We start from the raw sequence: 15579 nt of genomic DNA, 5'->3' as shown, positions 1-15579 counted from the left end.
TCAATTACTGACTTAAATATTTGCTCAAATAAACTTCGAGAAATTTAAACCAATTAATCAATGAAATATTTTCGATCGATCAACCAGTAAAAATCCACACAAGTTGTTCTTCTATTCTCTTAATGATCTTCTCGATGATTCGTCATCACCAAGCTAGGTCGGCTATATTACTCTCAATTTCTTAAAAGTCAACAGGTAATTTAGATATTTAGCAAACTTATCAATCAACCCAAGAATCTAACCATTTTAGCCAAATCCTTGTTTCTCAACAAGTTTTTATCTGCATCACCGCCGATGGATGTGCATTCTACAGCATTTCAGATCAGTTGCAACACCCTTTTCTATTTTTATTTAAATTATTTGACCAAGCGTCTACTTTTTACACAAATAAGGCTGAAAATGAGGAATTTGGTCGATTATTTGCTCGGTTTTATTTTTTTCCTGCCAATGTAATGGCCTGCAATCAATATATTCACAGTATCCGGTACCTTCATAAGTTTTGTTTTTCCATAATAGCTGGTAATGAAAGCTACCTACATAACCTGCAGCAAGACCAAACTTATAGTCTCCCCGACTTTTGGCTTGCACCTGAAAAATCACTTCATCTTTTTCTTGGTACTGCCAAATAAACTCTCGTGGTAAATACATTTCCCGCCCATTCGGTGTTTTGACTTTCGGATAAACCCGCCTGATATCCAGCATTACCTGATGTTCATACAGAATCGTCGCTTCCTTGGTTTGTATTTCTATCCGTGAAAAGACAATGGTATTCCATTGGTTTCTGAGTTCAGACATGATGATTTGCAAATCAGGATGAATCTGAATAATTTGATAGGTAAAAAAATGAAAAACGATAAAAGGAAAATAAATCGCCCGGGCATGTTTTAAGACACCACGCGCCTCGATTTGGTATTTTTGTTTTTTATAAACAATTTCACCCTCACATTGGCAAGAGACATACCAGTAGTCTGCCACTCCCCATTGTAAAGCCGAGTGATTTTCAATATCCGTGCAGATCTTCACTTTGAGCTGACAACTGAGTTCTTCATCATTCCGTTTAAAATAATAATGAGGAAAATCGGCCTGAATATGATCGACATCAAGAAACTGATAGCGATCTACTTCTAACTGGCATTGTTCTTTTGCACTATAGCTTTTCAGATGCCCCACCGTGGATGCGCTGCTGCTCACTAGAACAGTAGCAGTATCAATCGCGGTTGTAGTAATGGCACTGGCGTTATAGCAAATTGGAATACGGGGTTGCCCGATCAGGCTAATAAAGTTGAAATAGTGAAATGGCTCAGGCAAATTCGGCAGGATCAGGGCCTGATAAACAATTTTAAATAACCCCTTAGGAGGGTGAAAAGTTAAAGCATCTGACTTATTGAGGTTCAGCTGCTTTAATTGATTATTACTCATCAATATTGGCATACTGAACCTCCTGAATTTTAGGTTGTTATTTTTTCATCATTCTTTTTTGCAAACAAAGTCGTTACAAAGCCTGAAAGCACATAGAGAATACATACAATCAAGATCCCTACAGGAATGTTGTACGTGATTGCAGCAAAAATCAAGACCACAGGCAACATCACGACAAAAGGTACACGTTTACGATCCATTTGTTTAAACGAATAGTATTTGATATTCGAAATCATCAATAAACCGACTGCAACCATAACCACAGCATTGATGACCTGAATTACAATATCTCTTAAATCAAAGATAAACGGAAAATCACGCCCGACCCAAACCAGCGAGATCACGGTAACGGCAGCAAGCGGACTGGCAATCCCGATAAAGTAACGTTTATCCACCACACCAATCTGTACATTGAAACGGGCCAAGCGGAAAGCAGCACACGCGGTATAAATAAAACAGCATGCCAGACCAATACGTCCGAGGTCATGCAAACTCCAGCTATACATCAAGATTGCAGGTGCGACACCAAAGGCCAATAAATCAGAAAGTGAGTCGTATTGTTCACCAAATGCACTTTGTGCGCCAATTGCACGCGCCACGCGTCCATCTAAACCATCAAGTAATGCGGCCAAGAAAATGGCATAGATGGCCTGGTTAAAATTACCATTCATACTCGCAATAATTGAGTAGAAACCAGAAAGAAGTGCAGCTGTTGTAATTAAATTCGGCCACAAATAAATGCCACGACGTTTCACTTTTTGTCCTTCGTGCGTATGCTCTTCTTCTTCTACTTCAAAAGTGATGCCATCAAAAGAATGGGCATCTTTATTTAAATCAGAATCAGGTTTAAGAGAATTTGTCATTATTTTCAATTCCTCAAGAATATTTTGACGTTGATGGGTTATTCACCCACCAACCAACGCACTGCAGCATGTCCACCATTTTCACTCATACGCAAATGTGGAAATAACCATTGTAATGCCTGATCCGCATCTTCCGAGAATTTCCAAGGTGGATTAATCACCAACAAACCACAACCATTCAAACCGACTGGTGTGTCATCTGGCCATACACAAATTTCACAAATCAATTGACGGCGAATACCGGTTTTCAACATTTTCTTTTCAAAACGGTCAATCATCGCGCGATCCTTGATCGGATACCAAACAGCGAATACGCCTGTTGGCCATTTTTTATGTGCTGTTTGCAGTAATTCAACCAACTGCGGGAAATCTTTACGCTCGATTTCATAAGGTGGGTCAATCATGACCAATCCACGCTTTTCTTTCGGTGGAATGACCCCCATCAGACCTTCATAAAAATCACGCTCATGCAAGCCGGCACGTTTATCGCGAATATTAAAATATAATTGCTGAAACACGTCACGCTGCATTTCAAACACAGTCGCTTTATCCGTTTCACGCATGCCTTCAAGCGCAAACCAGGGAGATCCCGGATAAGCACCTTTACCCGAAGTTGCACGCATATCTTCAACAATTTTAAGATATTGTTTTACACCTTCAGGTGCATTCCGCTTAATCGAATCGTCAAGTTTGACCAAACGATGGATACCCGTTAAGAATTCACCTGATTTTTGTGCTTCAGAAGTCGATAAATCATATTTACCGGCACCGCCATGGGTATCAATATATCGATAAGGTTTATCTTTAGTATTTAAGCGAGCAAGCAGTTGAAGCAAAAGTACGTGCTTCATCACATCGGCAAAGTTACCTGCATGGAAATGGTGACGGTAATTCATGTTAACAATTTATTCCTCAATTCAGCGGGTAGTTTAACATGAAAGAAAAAAGTATTCTTTAGCGTTGATGTGATCGTCTAAAATCGCACTTTAATCCTACCCGTCCTAAACTGGAGTGCCATGCAACCAACCTCTCTTGCTGAATCATGGAATTTAGAGCAAATTCTGGATGATTTAAATGAATTTGGCTTTGCCTTAATTGATGATGTCTATTCAAATGAATATGTACACTCTCTTGTTCATGAATGCACCTCTCATCTTGCTGAATTCAGAGCAGCGGGAGTACAAAACGGTGTGGTCAGTCATATCCGGAGTGACCATATTCTCTGGATTGATGGCCAGTTACCGATTGCCCAACAGCATCTCAAAGCTTTAGAAGAGTTCTCACAAGCTTTAAATCAGGCCTTTTATCTCGGGATCAAAGAAGTAGAAGCACATTTTGCCTGCTATAACGCAGGTGAATTTTATGCTTTGCATCGTGACAATCCGCAACAAAAAAATGACCGGATGATTTCCACCGTATTCTATGTGCATGAAAGCTGGCAAGAGGACTGGGGCGGTCAATTACGTTTGCAGGATAAGAATGGTCAATGGCATATTATCCAGCCCTCACCTAATCGTCTGGCGATTTTCCAGAGCGATTTATTGCATGAGGTCCTACGCTCAAAACAACAGCGCTTGTCGATTACTGCATGGTTACGTAGTGGAAGCTCAATCTGGAATCAGGGCTAAGCCCTTTAAATTCCTAAAAACAGCCTTATATACCTAGGCATAACTGACGATTCTGGATCAATACATGTCGAACGAAACTAAACAAGTCATTGCACGCATTGGTGAAACTGACCAACTCTTTTTAGAGAATAATAGCCCTGAACTTGCTTTAGAACGTGCAGACCTGCGTTTACAGCTGGTTGTACTGAGTCATGTGCGTCAGGAACAGTTGCATTTCTTGCAAGAAGCAATCGTATTGCTTGAACAGGCACGGATTGAATATGAGGAAATGCCATTAAGCCTGTATCTCAACCTCTCCTTATATTTAGCCAAAGCTTATATGATTTATTTCGAGCTGACCAAAGAGCAACGTTTTGCTCTCATTACTCAGCAGATCTTGAAGCCACTGGCACATCATGAGCATCTGGATATTTATTTCTTTTTGGCTTATGCATCTGCCGTTAAGCAAGAACAGGCATTAACACGTCACTGGTTGAAAAAGTATGTGTCTTGCCTAGAGCATGATCTGGAATTATTACAGCTTCACCCCGCTTTTGTTGAAGTCCGTAAAGAAGACTGGTTTAGCACCCTATTACGCAATAAAGCTCACTAATGTGAGCTTTATTTTTATCGAATTATGACTTGGTACTGTCTACATGTAACTGTTGATTCAGTTCATCAATCACAATGGCCCATTCATCATCTTTGTCCCAGTGACTTTTTAGAAAATCTCTCTGACCCGCACTCCAGAACTCAGCTTCATGTAATTTCTGATCAGCACTAAGCTGATGCGCTTTCACAAAATTTTCAATTGCTGCTTCATCCGCCCCAAGTCCAAGTTGTTCAAATAAAAGTTCCAGTGTGGGTTGTTGTTCAAACATTGTTATTCTCCATAAGTGCTTTCGATCAAAATAATTTATCAGCAAATGGATTGAAGATGCTTAGGTATGTCTATATTTTCTTGTTGTTTTTTGTGTGCTCTGTATAAAAAAAGCACTCTCAGGGAGAGTGCTTTTTCAATTTATCAGTTTGATAAATTATTTTACCATGTCAGCAATCGCTGCACGCTCTTCTTCAAGCTCGTTCAGCGTGAAGTTGATACGCTCACGGCTGAATTCGTCAATTTCCAAACCTTGAACGATTTTGTATTCACCGTTTTCAGTGGTTACAGGGAAACCGAACATTACGCCTTCAGGAATACCATAAGAACCATCAGATGGAATACCCATAGTTACCCATTTGCCGTTGGTACCAAGCGCCCAGTCACGCATATGGTCAATTGCAGCATTCGCAGCTGAAGCAGCTGAAGACAAACCACGCGCTTCGATAATCGCAGCACCACGTTTACCAACAGTTGGAAGGAACACATCTTTGTTCCAAGCCGCATCGTTGATTTTGTCTTTTAAGCTTACGCCATTTGCTGTTGCGAAACGGTAGTCAGCATACATTGTTGGAGAGTGGTTACCCCAAACAGTCATGTTTTCGATGTCAGAAACTGCAACACCCGCTTTTTGAGCAAGTTGAGTCAACGCACGGTTGTGGTCAAGACGCAACATTGCTGTGAAGTTTTTAGCAGGAAGATCTGGAGCAGATTTCATTGCGATGTAAGCATTAGTGTTCGCAGGGTTACCCACAACCAATACTTTAACGTCACGGCTTGCAACTTCGTTCAATGCTTGGCCTTGACCAATGAAGATTTCGCCATTTACTTTTAATAAGTCAGCACGTTCCATACCTGGACCACGTGGACGAGAACCAACTAATAACGCATAGTCAGCATCTTTAAATGCAACTTTAGGATCATCAGTCCCGATCATGCCTGCCAATAACGGGAAAGCACAGTCATCAAGTTCCATCATCACGCCTTTAAGCGCTTGTTGAGCTTTCTCAAAAGGAACTTCAAGCAATTGTAAAATGACTGGTTGATCTTTACCTAACATTTCGCCGCTTGCGATACGGAATAATAAGCTATAACCAATTTGACCAGCAGCGCCTGTAACGGCAACACGAACGGGTTGCTTCATGTGATATTCTCCAATGAGATGCGTTAGCACGATTGAACGTTATTATTATTCAACCGAATTATCATAAACGGCAAAGATTGTACTCTAAAGCGAATGCATATGCATGTAAAAGAGAATGAATTTCAACGAAAGTCTAATAGAAAATACAAATCAAACTAGGTAAAAGCCTAATAACTGCCTTTAATCGTAAACTCACTTGGGCAGCCCGTCACAATATGGCTAGCACATTGTTTATATTGACCATTTTTTTGATAACAAACCCGAATTTCCGTCAAAACCGAATTAAATTTTGAAGATTGGCAGGTGAAGCGGATACCATTTGGCGGCAACGATGGATTGAGCTTGGTAAATTGCTGTCTCAGGCTTTCTTTTTGTACTTCAATGGTATTTGGACTGGTCAAATCAGCCGGTATTTTCAGGCGTTCAGCGAAATTAATAATGGTTCTAAAGTATTGGCTGGCATTCATTGGCATGCATCCGCCCACATCCTGCCACAATTGGACCCGTGCATTTTCATCCGGCATGACCCGTGCAACCACTTTCGCCTGCAAAGGTGACAATCTGGCAGAAGTCTTGGTCGAGCAATCCCGGTTTAAAGGCACTTCAGGCAGCAAACTTGCAATGGTCAGCGAATAGCCTTCCAGACATTTACGTTGTTTTTGTCTTGATGAATCAAATGCGCAGGCAGCAGGCGTCATTTGTACATGCATGACATAACCGGCAACATCCTGTTTATCAGCTGCATATAACGGTGCAGCAAATGATAAGGCCAGATAACAGATCAATGCCTGTATCGCTTTCATCCACTGCCCTTTTAATAAGTCGACGGCTTTCATCAAATGCAAAAACTTCATTATCTCAAATTAAACATCTTCGTGTGTTTAAGGACTATTGCGCACAGGTATGGTACTCATGCGTTTTTCTAGCGACTGTGCGCCCTGTCCCAGTACCACACCATAATGTGTCGCATTGGTCATGACATGTTTCACATAGTCACGTGTTTCCAGTAATGGAATGGTTTCGGTGTACTGATCTGCTGCCATGGTCTGATTATCCGGCTGCCAACGACGGGCACGGTTCGGACCTGCATTATAACCTGCCGTTGCCAATACCGAACTGCCACTCAATTGACTCTGGATCATTGAAAGGTAATAAGTACCGTAACGAATATTGGTATTCATTTCACTTAATGCGGCAGGGTTATAGGTCTCACCCATTTGGCGTGCAATCAGTTTTGCCGTGTTTGGCATAATCTGCATGAGACCGCCTGCCCCGACATTCGAACGTGCAGAGGTCACAAAACGACTTTCCTGACGCATTAAACCATATGCCCAAGCGGGATCAATACCAGCATTGTAACTATGGCTGGTCACATTACTGCGATGTGGTGTTGCATAACGATAGGTATCGTTATGACGAGACGTGGTCCGGTCAGCCGCATAAATGGCGCGATCATACCAGCCCATGTCATGCGCGCGTTTTGCTGCAGCAAGCAATAAACCATCATCATGTTGCAGATAGGCTTGGCGGACGGCCCAGTTCCATTCGCGGTTGGTATAATTTGCAGGCGCATTGATATTTCTTAATGCAAAGGCACGTCGAAAATGAATATTCTGGTTGAGACGCTGGGTATCTTGGGCGCTTGGCTGTTCATTATAAGGCTGATGGTTATAGCGTTCGCCGATACGGTCTTTGGCTAGCAAATTATGATAATCGTCACCACCTTGTGCCAGTTTACGATAAATCTGCTGAGCCGCCTGTTTGGAACCCCCATCGGAACGTTGCTCAGAGGCACGTGCCAACCAGTACTGCCAGCGATCTTCCTGTTTTTGGGTTACCGACATCGCATCAATGGCACGAATCAGACTTTCCCAGGCCCCGAAACGAATCGCCTGACGCGCATAGATTTCAGCTTCTTCCGGACTAAACGGATAGCCATAACTCTGATCAAACGCGTTCAGTACTTCACGGTTAAAACCGTTTTTCATCACAGTGGTTCCACCGACATAGCCAATGGTGCGGTAAAGATATTTCTGTACAGGTTGAGGCACATCCTGAACCACACGTTGCACATTACCTAAAGCATTGGTTAAGTCACTATCGGCAACACGGCCAAGCGCAAAAATCAGATAAGCATAATCGGCATCGTTGGACTTAGGGGCACTCCATAAATAGCCCAATGGATTGGCCTGAATCTGGTTAAACTGAGCCAGCGAAAGATTCAGGCCCATGGTTTGAGCTGTGGCAATTGCTGGGCCAGATTGACCTGCGCGCAATTGTCCCCACAAACGTTGCTGACGATCCTGTGATGTCATTAAGGGACTGGACAACATCAAACGTCCCAAGCCATTACACGATTCAGGTTGAGTACTGGTCGTCAGCCAGATGTCTTTATATTCAGCAAAAACCAGACTATCGCCCGTCTTGGCACGCACTTGGGCCACCGCACAACTTTCTTCCTGATCAGGATTGGTGACATAACTCAGTACGGGCTTGGCATCGGCGAAGCTGGCCTGTTTAACTTTTTCTTCGACATAATCGGCCGCGAGTTTTTCAGCCATTGCGGATTGCGGATAACGCTGAGCAAAACTGATAATGGACGTCGCTGGCTGAAAACCGAGATTGGTATTCAGTTTCCAGTATTCTGGATAATAACCCAATGCATCATTTTGCATTGAATATTGATATTGATCGAGCAAAGCCGTATTACCCGAATTGGCAGCACGCAGGGCATCATTGAATTGTTCGTCCAAAGCATAGACCGACGAGCAGGCAATCATTCCACTCATGGCAATAAAACGACGGAAACTGTTCTTATTATTCGATTTACGTCTTCCTGTTGTTATTAAATCACACTGCTTTTTCATCTTCATCAATATCTATGCCCAATTTTGCCTGCTTACATAGTGTAATAAGTCTAGCTTCTCACTATTGTTGTGTTATGTAAATTACTGATTCATATTCATTAAAATTCACACAATTTTATTCACAAACTGTCCATTTTTGTCAGTTTTTTATTCTCTGCGCACAAGCAAAAATACTGCTATAATCCGCGGTTTATTTAAATCCACCTTGTTTAGGAGCCTGCATGACGGTTCAAACATTCATTCCCAGTGCTGTAAAAGCTGCCTCAGAAAACACTGTTACCCAGCCCATGCACACCGCTGATGTTTCAATTAAGAAGTTATATATTGAAACTCAAGGGTGTCAGATGAATGAGTATGACAGTCATCGTATGGCAGATTTATTAGGTGATTCGCACGGTTATGTGCTCACTGACAACCCGAATGATGCGGATATTCTGCTGATGAATACCTGTTCGATTCGTGAAAAAGCCCAAGAAAAGGTCTTCAGTGGTTTAGGCCGCTGGCGCAAACTTAAAGAAAAAAATCCTGATCTGGTGATTGGTGTCGGTGGTTGTGTTGCTTCTCAAGAAGGCGACAACATTCAAAAACGTGCACCTTATGTCGACATGGTCTTTGGCCCGCAAACCTTACACCGTTTGCCACAAATGCTGGATCAGCATAATGAGCAAGTGGAAAAGCCAAAGAAAGAAAAAATCAAACTGGTAGATATTTCTTTCCCGGATATCGAAAAATTCGACTTCCTGCCTGAACCACGTGTCGAAGGCTTTAAGGCATTTGTCTCCATCATGGAAGGCTGCTCTAAATACTGTTCTTTCTGTGTGGTTCCCTATACCCGTGGTGAAGAAGTGTCTCGTCCGCTGGATGACGTGCTGGCTGAAATTGCCGGTTTAGCTGAAAAAGGGGTTCGTGAAATCAGCTTACTGGGCCAAAACGTGAATGGTTACCGCGGTGAAACCTTCGAAGGTGGCATTTGTACCTTCCCTGAATTATTGCGCTTGGTTGCAGAGATTCCAGGAATCGGTCGTCTACGCTATACCACCTCTCACCCGCTTGAATTTTCAGATGATCTGATTCAGTGCTACCGTGATTTACCGCAAATGGTGTCGCATTTACACTTGCCAGTACAAAGTGGTTCGAACGATGTACTGCAAGCCATGAAGCGCAACCACACCATTGATGTGTACATTGATAAAATTGCCAAGCTACGCAAAGTGCGTCCAGATATGCATTTATCCAGTGACTTCATTATCGGCTTCCCGGGGGAAACAGATGAACACTTTGCTGAAACCTTGCAATTTATTAAAGATTTAGATTTCGATCACTCTTACAGTTTTGTTTATTCAAAACGTCCGGGCACACCTGCATCGGACTTACCGGATAGCACACCTGAGCAAGTGAAAAAAGATCGACTTGCGCAAGTTCAGGAAGTGATTAAAAAATCGAGTATCGATAAAACTGATGCCATGCTCGGTAAAATTGAACGCGTCCTGATTGAAAAAGTATCGGATAAAGACCCGAATGTTTTAATCGGTACCGCAGACAACACACGTTTAGTCACCTTTATCGGTGATGCCGCGTGGGTTGGTCGTTTTGCAGAGATCGAGATCACTGAAATCAAAACTTTAAATTTAGTTTACGGAGAACTCTTGAATCTTGAACCTGACGTGGCGTAATGTAAGGGTTATTCCTACAAAGCAACAAAAAGGGTTTATCTTGACTGCAGCGATTCGACGTACAGTAACGTTCCCTGAGATTCAATTGGAACGCTTGAAAAGCATGCTCGGTGCGTATAACGGGCATTTAAAACAAATCGAACAACGTTTAGATGTCAAAATTACTCACCGTGGCGATGCCTTTTATCTCGATGGTGATATAGAAGCAGTCGAAAGAGCCGAAGCACTATTGCAGCGGCTCTATCAAGAATCAGAAATTTCCTCACAGATCAGTGCCGATGTGATTCATTTGATGATCCAGGGTTCACAGACCGACCGTGAACTCATGGATGATTCAGAACAGGAACATACTGGCCTTGACAGTGTTTGGTTGCAGACCCGCAAAGGGCGAATCAACCCACGTGGTGCCAATCAAAAACGTTACGTACAACGCATTTTACAAAGTGATATTTCATTCGGTATCGGCCCTGCCGGGACAGGTAAGACCTATCTAGCAGTCGCTGCTGCGGTTGATATGCTGGAACGCAATGAGATTCAGCGCATTTTACTGGTTCGCCCAGCGGTTGAAGCAGGTGAAAAGCTGGGTTTCTTACCTGGCGATCTGACCCAGAAAATCGACCCGTACTTGCGTCCGCTGTACGATGCCCTGTATGAAATGCTGGGTTTTGAAAAAGTAGCCAAACTGATTGAACGCCAAGTGATTGAAGTTGCCCCCCTCGCCTACATGCGCGGACGCACCCTGAATCACTCTTTCGTGATTTTGGATGAAGCGCAAAATACCACACCCGAACAGATGAAAATGTTCCTGACCCGTTTAGGTTTTGGCTCTCGTGCCGTAATCACCGGGGACGTGACTCAGGTTGATTTGCCACGCGGCCAGCAGTCCGGTTTGGCACAAGCCTTACGGGTACTGGAAAATGTGCATGAAATTCATATCACCCGTTTCCACTCTCGTGATGTGGTGCGCCATCAACTGGTACAAAAAATTGTTGAAGCTTATGAAGGCTGGGATAATGAGCAGCAACGCTTGTCAGCAGAAGCCCGCGCCGAACGCAAAGCCAAACAAGAAGCACTGATTGCAGAAAATGATGAGAAAGCTGATGCTCAGCATTAAATAATATCAATCTAGTTCGATACTCGGAGCTGTCATTCGCAACCTGAGCGAAGATAAACAAAGCTATGCTTTGTCTGAGCGCAAGATGAACAGCTATGCTGTGAATGAAGGATGCGGATCTAACGTTACAATAATGTAAAATCAGGTTTTGCCTACTTTTGCCAAAACAAAAGTAGGTCGCGCCGAAGGCTTATCCAGCAAATGGATGAGAATGTGGCACGATTCCACCATGATCTTTATCTACATTTCTTAGACTCAATCTAAGCTCGTAGATCTAATTTATATCTAAGGATCTATTTTGAAAATCAATTTAAGTCTTCAACAAGACTTTCAAGCTGCTGAATTGCCACTCAAACGCGGGCAAATCAAAAAAAATATCGAAACCGCACTGCGTCATGTCGGTTTCGATGTCAATTGTGAAATCGGGATTGCCTGTGTAGATCTAGCAGAAAGCCATGAACTCAATTTGCAATATCGTGAAAAAGACAAACCGACCAATGTGCTGTCTTTCCCCAGTGATATCCCAGAGGAAATGCTCAGCTTACTGGATGCAGAGCCACTCGGTGATTTAGTCATTTGTATTCCTGTAGTTTTACAAGAAGCCGCTGAACAGCAAAAAGCACCAAATGATCATTTCAATCATTTACTGGTCCATGGCGTTTTACATTTACTCGGTTACGATCATGAGACCAGTGAAGCCGACGCTGAAGAGATGGAAGCGTTAGAAATCGAGATTCTGAAAAAACTGGGGATTGCCAATCCTTACCAAGCTGATGAAAACTAGGCCAAGCTCCTATGTATATCGTTATTTTTAAAGCCACGATCAAAGCACTTGATGCAACGTATTCAGACATGGCCCAAATGCTCAGACATAAAGCCTTGAGCCAGTTTAACTGTGCCAAGTTTGAAGCATGCAGTGAAAATGGTTTTGAAATTGCCCTGTCTTATTGGCATAGCCTTGAAGATATTCAACGTTGGCAACAAGATGCAGCGCATCAAGTAGCCCAGCGCTTAGGTAAAGAAAAATGGTATCAGGACTTTAGCGTTGAAATCTGTAAGATTGAACGAGCCTATTCCAGTCAAAAGGAATTGTGAATAAAGACAAACTTATCCACAAACCGCATAAAAAAACGGCGAAATACAGCCGTTTTTTTATGATTTACTCTCTTCGCAAAGATAAGGAATAAGGTTATATTCAGTATGCTATTCAATGATTTACAATTAATGCACTTCAAACTCTGCATCAACGGGGTCAAAACGCCAAGTCCGGATAATTCGCAACTCAGAAATATCCTTTTTCATGGCCGTATCAAATGCGCCAAAGGGTGCGCCACGACGTACCGAGGCTTTAGCGGCTTCATCCAAAACAGAATGCCCCGAACTTTCGATTAAGCGAATTGCCCGAATCCCGCCCTCAGCATTCAAAATCACCATTAAACGCACTTCTCCGGCTAAACGCTGCTGCTTTGCCTCATCTGGATAATAACGGTTGCCATATAATTCAACTTTTTGACGGAATTTATCCAGATAGGCAGCGGATGCATCTTGTTTGGCCTGAATGCCATCGACGGTTTTAATTCGTTGTTTGCGGCTAAAATTTTGCTGTCGTTGTAAATATTGTGCTTCCAAGCTCGCCACCATCGCAGCCTTGGTCTGAAACTGGCTTTGTAACTCATCCAGCGTCTTTTTACGTTCGCTTTGTTCGGCCTGTTTTTGCCAGCTTAAAACCGTCATTAATACTTTTTCTTCAAATTTGAGTTCACGCTTCTGCTGAATTTTTTCCAGACTTTCTAGCGCAGACTTGCCTGTTGTTGCATCTGCTTGCATGGGCGCTGGCATATCGCTCGACATACGATGCGCTTGACGAAAGTCACCCGAACCCTGTTGATCCGCCTGTGCCAGAAAATCCGCCTCTTTGACTTTATCCGCACTTGGACGCACGGTGACCGCAATCTCTTTGGTTGAGGTATCTGAAGGAGAAGGCATAGTAAAATGAATAGCCAGCACAGCGCCATGCAGCAGCATTGCCAAAGCAACTGCACCCACAAAAAGCGGATCTTGCCACCAGTAACCAGACAGCGTTGAACGAAAATTTATTTTATTCCACATGCGATTCAAGCGGCAAAAAATGCCCCATCCCCAACGGTGATAACCGTATAAAAACCAAAACAATATTCAAAAATTTACAAAAATGTGATCCACTTATAGTTACAGTGTTTCCATACCAGCATTTTATGAAAATGTAGCAATTAATTTTGCTACACTGCAAGTTAGAAATTTATTTTTATTTTTTAGTTAATACAAAGATCGTGGCATTGCATGACCTATCAATTCACTTTCTGGAACAACTTTTATGCAAACGCTAATTTCATCCGTTTTTAAACGTCTACGTAAAGTTTACCAAAAAGCAGAAGAATTCATCGAAGAAGAAAGAGAGTTTTCGCTTTCACAAGTGTTTGTGAATGCCACCATGGAACGTTATGTCACAGAAAATGTCGACATGATGAAAGACCTGCATGCCGATTTATATGATGGCTGGTTACGCTTATATACGACGCTAGATGTGAAAGGCTTACATACCACGCTCTCGGTCGACTTAAAATTGATTCAGATGGAAATGAATCAGAACGTACAACTGATGGTGTTTGAACAGATCAGCAATACGCAGGTAATTGAGGCAAAATTCAAGAATATTTTTCAGAAATGGGGCTTTTATATTGCCATCTGGTATTACCAGAAATTCCGCGAAGAAGATCCTCTGGGTAAAATTCTGGAACATTTTGACATCGTCAAGGTCAAAGACGACTTACTTTATCTGGATCTCAACCGCTGGCTCGGCAAGAAAGCCAGTATTATTGAAACCCTGAGCAAAGTGCATGTGAATCGTGCCCGGGTACGTCCAGCAGAACTCATTGTCTGGGGCAACGTCAATCTGGCTGCAATTCTTTCACCATCAAACGATGATGACTTTGATGAAGATAGTCTGGAAGATACTGAAGTCACGCCCATTCAGCAAAAAGCCCCAAACAAATAGTACATTGATTGCTCGGTGGTATGTTGCACCATAACGCATACCACGCATATACACAACTTCATGATTTATACGAAAAATTAACAAGCGCTTAGTAAAAAGCCTGATCTTTTCTACACAATCTGCAAGCATAATAGTCTTAAATCGTAGTGATAAATGAGTGATTGACTTTCCATGGTCACTCAGAGGATAGAATGTTATGACAAAGAAATTATTGAAAGTAGCAGGTATTACCTCTGCAGCCCTTCTAAGTGCAAGCTTATCTAGTCATGCATTGGCGATGGCCCCTTTCCAGGCCAGCTATCAATTTAGCTACAACAACAAGAATCTGGGCTCTGCAACACGTACCCTTTCTCAACAAGGCAATAACTGGACGTATAAGTTCAATGCCAAAGCAGGTGCGATTGCGTCTGCCTCTGAAACCAGCCAGTTTAATTTTGCTAATAACAAAATTACCTCACAAAACTTTAGCCGTAGTAGCAAGATCCTGATTCACAGCAATACGATGAGTATTAACTTCAACCCAGGCAGTAAAGTTGTGGAGACCAAGAAGGATGATCAGACCCGTTCATTTGCATGGCAGGCAGGCGCGCTGGATGAGTTGAATGCCGAGTTGCAAATCCGTGAAGATTTGAAAAATAATTCGCTAAAAAGCAAATATTTGATTGCGGATGCCAAAGCACTGGATGAACGCCGTTTTGTCAAGCAAGGTACAGAAAGTATCAAGACACCTTATGGGACATTTAATACCATTAAAGTGGTTATGCAGCACGATAAACCGGAACGTAATACCGTATTCTGGTTAGCACCAAAACTTGACTATTTGCCAGTAAAAATGGCACATAATGATGGAAAATCGTCTTACGGACTGTTATTAACCGGTTATTCGGGTAAAACAAACTAAGCAACTGGTCAATTTTGGCTTGCATTTTTTTTGATGCTTTTTAAAATATGCCTTTGCTTGAACAAGCATCCGTTTAG

The 15579-nt window shown here is 42.5% G+C and carries 16 protein-coding genes; 8 read left to right on the top strand and 8 right to left on the bottom strand.

The features are described from left to right. Positions 1 to 372: 372 nt before the first annotated feature. Genes ACNQO6_RS04165 through ACNQO6_RS04155 form a run of 3 tightly spaced genes read right to left on the bottom strand, consistent with a single transcriptional unit; the run spans position 373 to position 3178 of the window. Entirely contained in the window at positions 373 to 1431 is a 1059-nt protein-coding gene (locus tag ACNQO6_RS04165; protein WP_440208180.1) for a DUF6670 family protein, read from the bottom strand. A gap of 17 nt (positions 1432 to 1448) precedes the next feature. Then, the gene (gene pssA / locus ACNQO6_RS04160) at positions 1449 to 2282 is read right to left on the bottom strand and encodes a CDP-diacylglycerol--serine O-phosphatidyltransferase (RefSeq protein WP_004774322.1); all 834 of its coding nucleotides are present in this window, start codon (positions 2280 to 2282) and stop codon (positions 1449 to 1451) included. A gap of 38 nt (positions 2283 to 2320) precedes the next feature. Next, a complete protein-coding gene (locus ACNQO6_RS04155; RefSeq protein WP_343579841.1) occupies positions 2321 to 3178 on the bottom strand; it encodes a 23S rRNA (adenine(2030)-N(6))-methyltransferase RlmJ in 858 nt (285 codons plus the stop codon). Positions 3179 to 3298: 120 nt separating this feature from the next. Here ACNQO6_RS04155 and ACNQO6_RS04150 point away from each other — a divergent pair, with 120 nt between their 5' ends. Together ACNQO6_RS04150 and ACNQO6_RS04145 are read left to right on the top strand one after the other, a co-directional pair. Next, positions 3299 to 3910 (top strand): 2OG-Fe(II) oxygenase, encoded by a 612-nt coding sequence (locus ACNQO6_RS04150; protein ID WP_262755739.1) that lies wholly within the window; start codon positions 3299 to 3301, stop codon positions 3908 to 3910. Positions 3911 to 3974: 64 nt separating this feature from the next. After that, a complete protein-coding gene (locus ACNQO6_RS04145) occupies positions 3975 to 4502 on the top strand; it encodes a hypothetical protein (protein ID WP_440208179.1) in 528 nt (175 codons plus the stop codon). 22 nt (positions 4503 to 4524) lie between these two features. Here ACNQO6_RS04145 and ACNQO6_RS04140 read toward each other — a convergent pair whose 3' ends face one another. The 4 genes from ACNQO6_RS04140 to ACNQO6_RS04125 form a co-directional block, all read right to left on the bottom strand. Further along, complete coding sequence (locus tag ACNQO6_RS04140; RefSeq protein WP_343579844.1) at positions 4525 to 4770, bottom strand: DUF2789 family protein; 246 nt, start codon at positions 4768 to 4770, stop codon at positions 4525 to 4527. A 156-nt stretch (positions 4771 to 4926) separates the two neighbouring features. Next, entirely contained in the window at positions 4927 to 5913 is a 987-nt protein-coding gene (locus ACNQO6_RS04135; protein WP_005226708.1) for a malate dehydrogenase, read from the bottom strand. Between the two features lie 167 nt (positions 5914 to 6080). Further along, positions 6081 to 6749, bottom strand: a complete 669-nt coding sequence (locus tag ACNQO6_RS04130) for a ribonuclease T2 family protein (protein ID WP_199974262.1) — start codon at positions 6747 to 6749, stop codon at positions 6081 to 6083. 45 nt (positions 6750 to 6794) lie between these two features. Further along, a complete protein-coding gene (locus ACNQO6_RS04125) occupies positions 6795 to 8702 on the bottom strand; it encodes a transglycosylase SLT domain-containing protein (RefSeq protein WP_440208363.1) in 1908 nt (635 codons plus the stop codon). A gap of 299 nt (positions 8703 to 9001) precedes the next feature. On the opposite strand from ACNQO6_RS04125, the gene miaB reads away from it, so the two are divergent. The 4 genes from miaB (at position 9002) to ACNQO6_RS04105 (ending at position 12662) form a co-directional block, all read left to right on the top strand. Next, a complete protein-coding gene (gene miaB / locus ACNQO6_RS04120; protein ID WP_005226701.1) occupies positions 9002 to 10453 on the top strand; it encodes a tRNA (N6-isopentenyl adenosine(37)-C2)-methylthiotransferase MiaB in 1452 nt (483 codons plus the stop codon). A 40-nt stretch (positions 10454 to 10493) separates the two neighbouring features. After that, on the top strand, positions 10494 to 11567 hold the full coding sequence (locus ACNQO6_RS04115; RefSeq protein ID WP_032870775.1) for a PhoH family protein: 1074 nt from the start codon (positions 10494 to 10496) through the stop codon (positions 11565 to 11567). A gap of 298 nt (positions 11568 to 11865) precedes the next feature. Continuing rightward, on the top strand, positions 11866 to 12351 hold the full coding sequence (gene ybeY / locus ACNQO6_RS04110) for an rRNA maturation RNase YbeY (protein WP_440208178.1): 486 nt from the start codon (positions 11866 to 11868) through the stop codon (positions 12349 to 12351). 11 nt (positions 12352 to 12362) lie between these two features. Continuing rightward, entirely contained in the window at positions 12363 to 12662 is a 300-nt protein-coding gene (locus tag ACNQO6_RS04105) for an antibiotic biosynthesis monooxygenase family protein (protein ID WP_262770003.1), read from the top strand. A 126-nt stretch (positions 12663 to 12788) separates the two neighbouring features. Here ACNQO6_RS04105 and ACNQO6_RS04100 read toward each other — a convergent pair whose 3' ends face one another. Further along, entirely contained in the window at positions 12789 to 13676 is an 888-nt protein-coding gene (locus ACNQO6_RS04100; RefSeq protein ID WP_440208177.1) for an energy transducer TonB, read from the bottom strand. A gap of 244 nt (positions 13677 to 13920) precedes the next feature. On the opposite strand from ACNQO6_RS04100, the gene ACNQO6_RS04095 reads away from it, so the two are divergent. Then, positions 13921 to 14601, top strand: coding sequence for a hypothetical protein (locus ACNQO6_RS04095; RefSeq protein ID WP_343579857.1), 681 nt, complete (start codon positions 13921 to 13923; stop codon positions 14599 to 14601). A 196-nt stretch (positions 14602 to 14797) separates the two neighbouring features. Next, complete coding sequence (locus tag ACNQO6_RS04090) at positions 14798 to 15502, top strand: DUF3108 domain-containing protein (protein ID WP_440208176.1); 705 nt, start codon at positions 14798 to 14800, stop codon at positions 15500 to 15502. Positions 15503 to 15579 lie beyond the last annotated feature (77 nt).

This window comes from Acinetobacter calcoaceticus (assembly GCF_051947995.1).
In the GTDB taxonomy this organism is placed as follows: Bacteria; Pseudomonadota; Gammaproteobacteria; order Pseudomonadales; family Moraxellaceae; genus Acinetobacter.
This window is presented reverse-complemented; position numbering and strand designations above follow the sequence as displayed.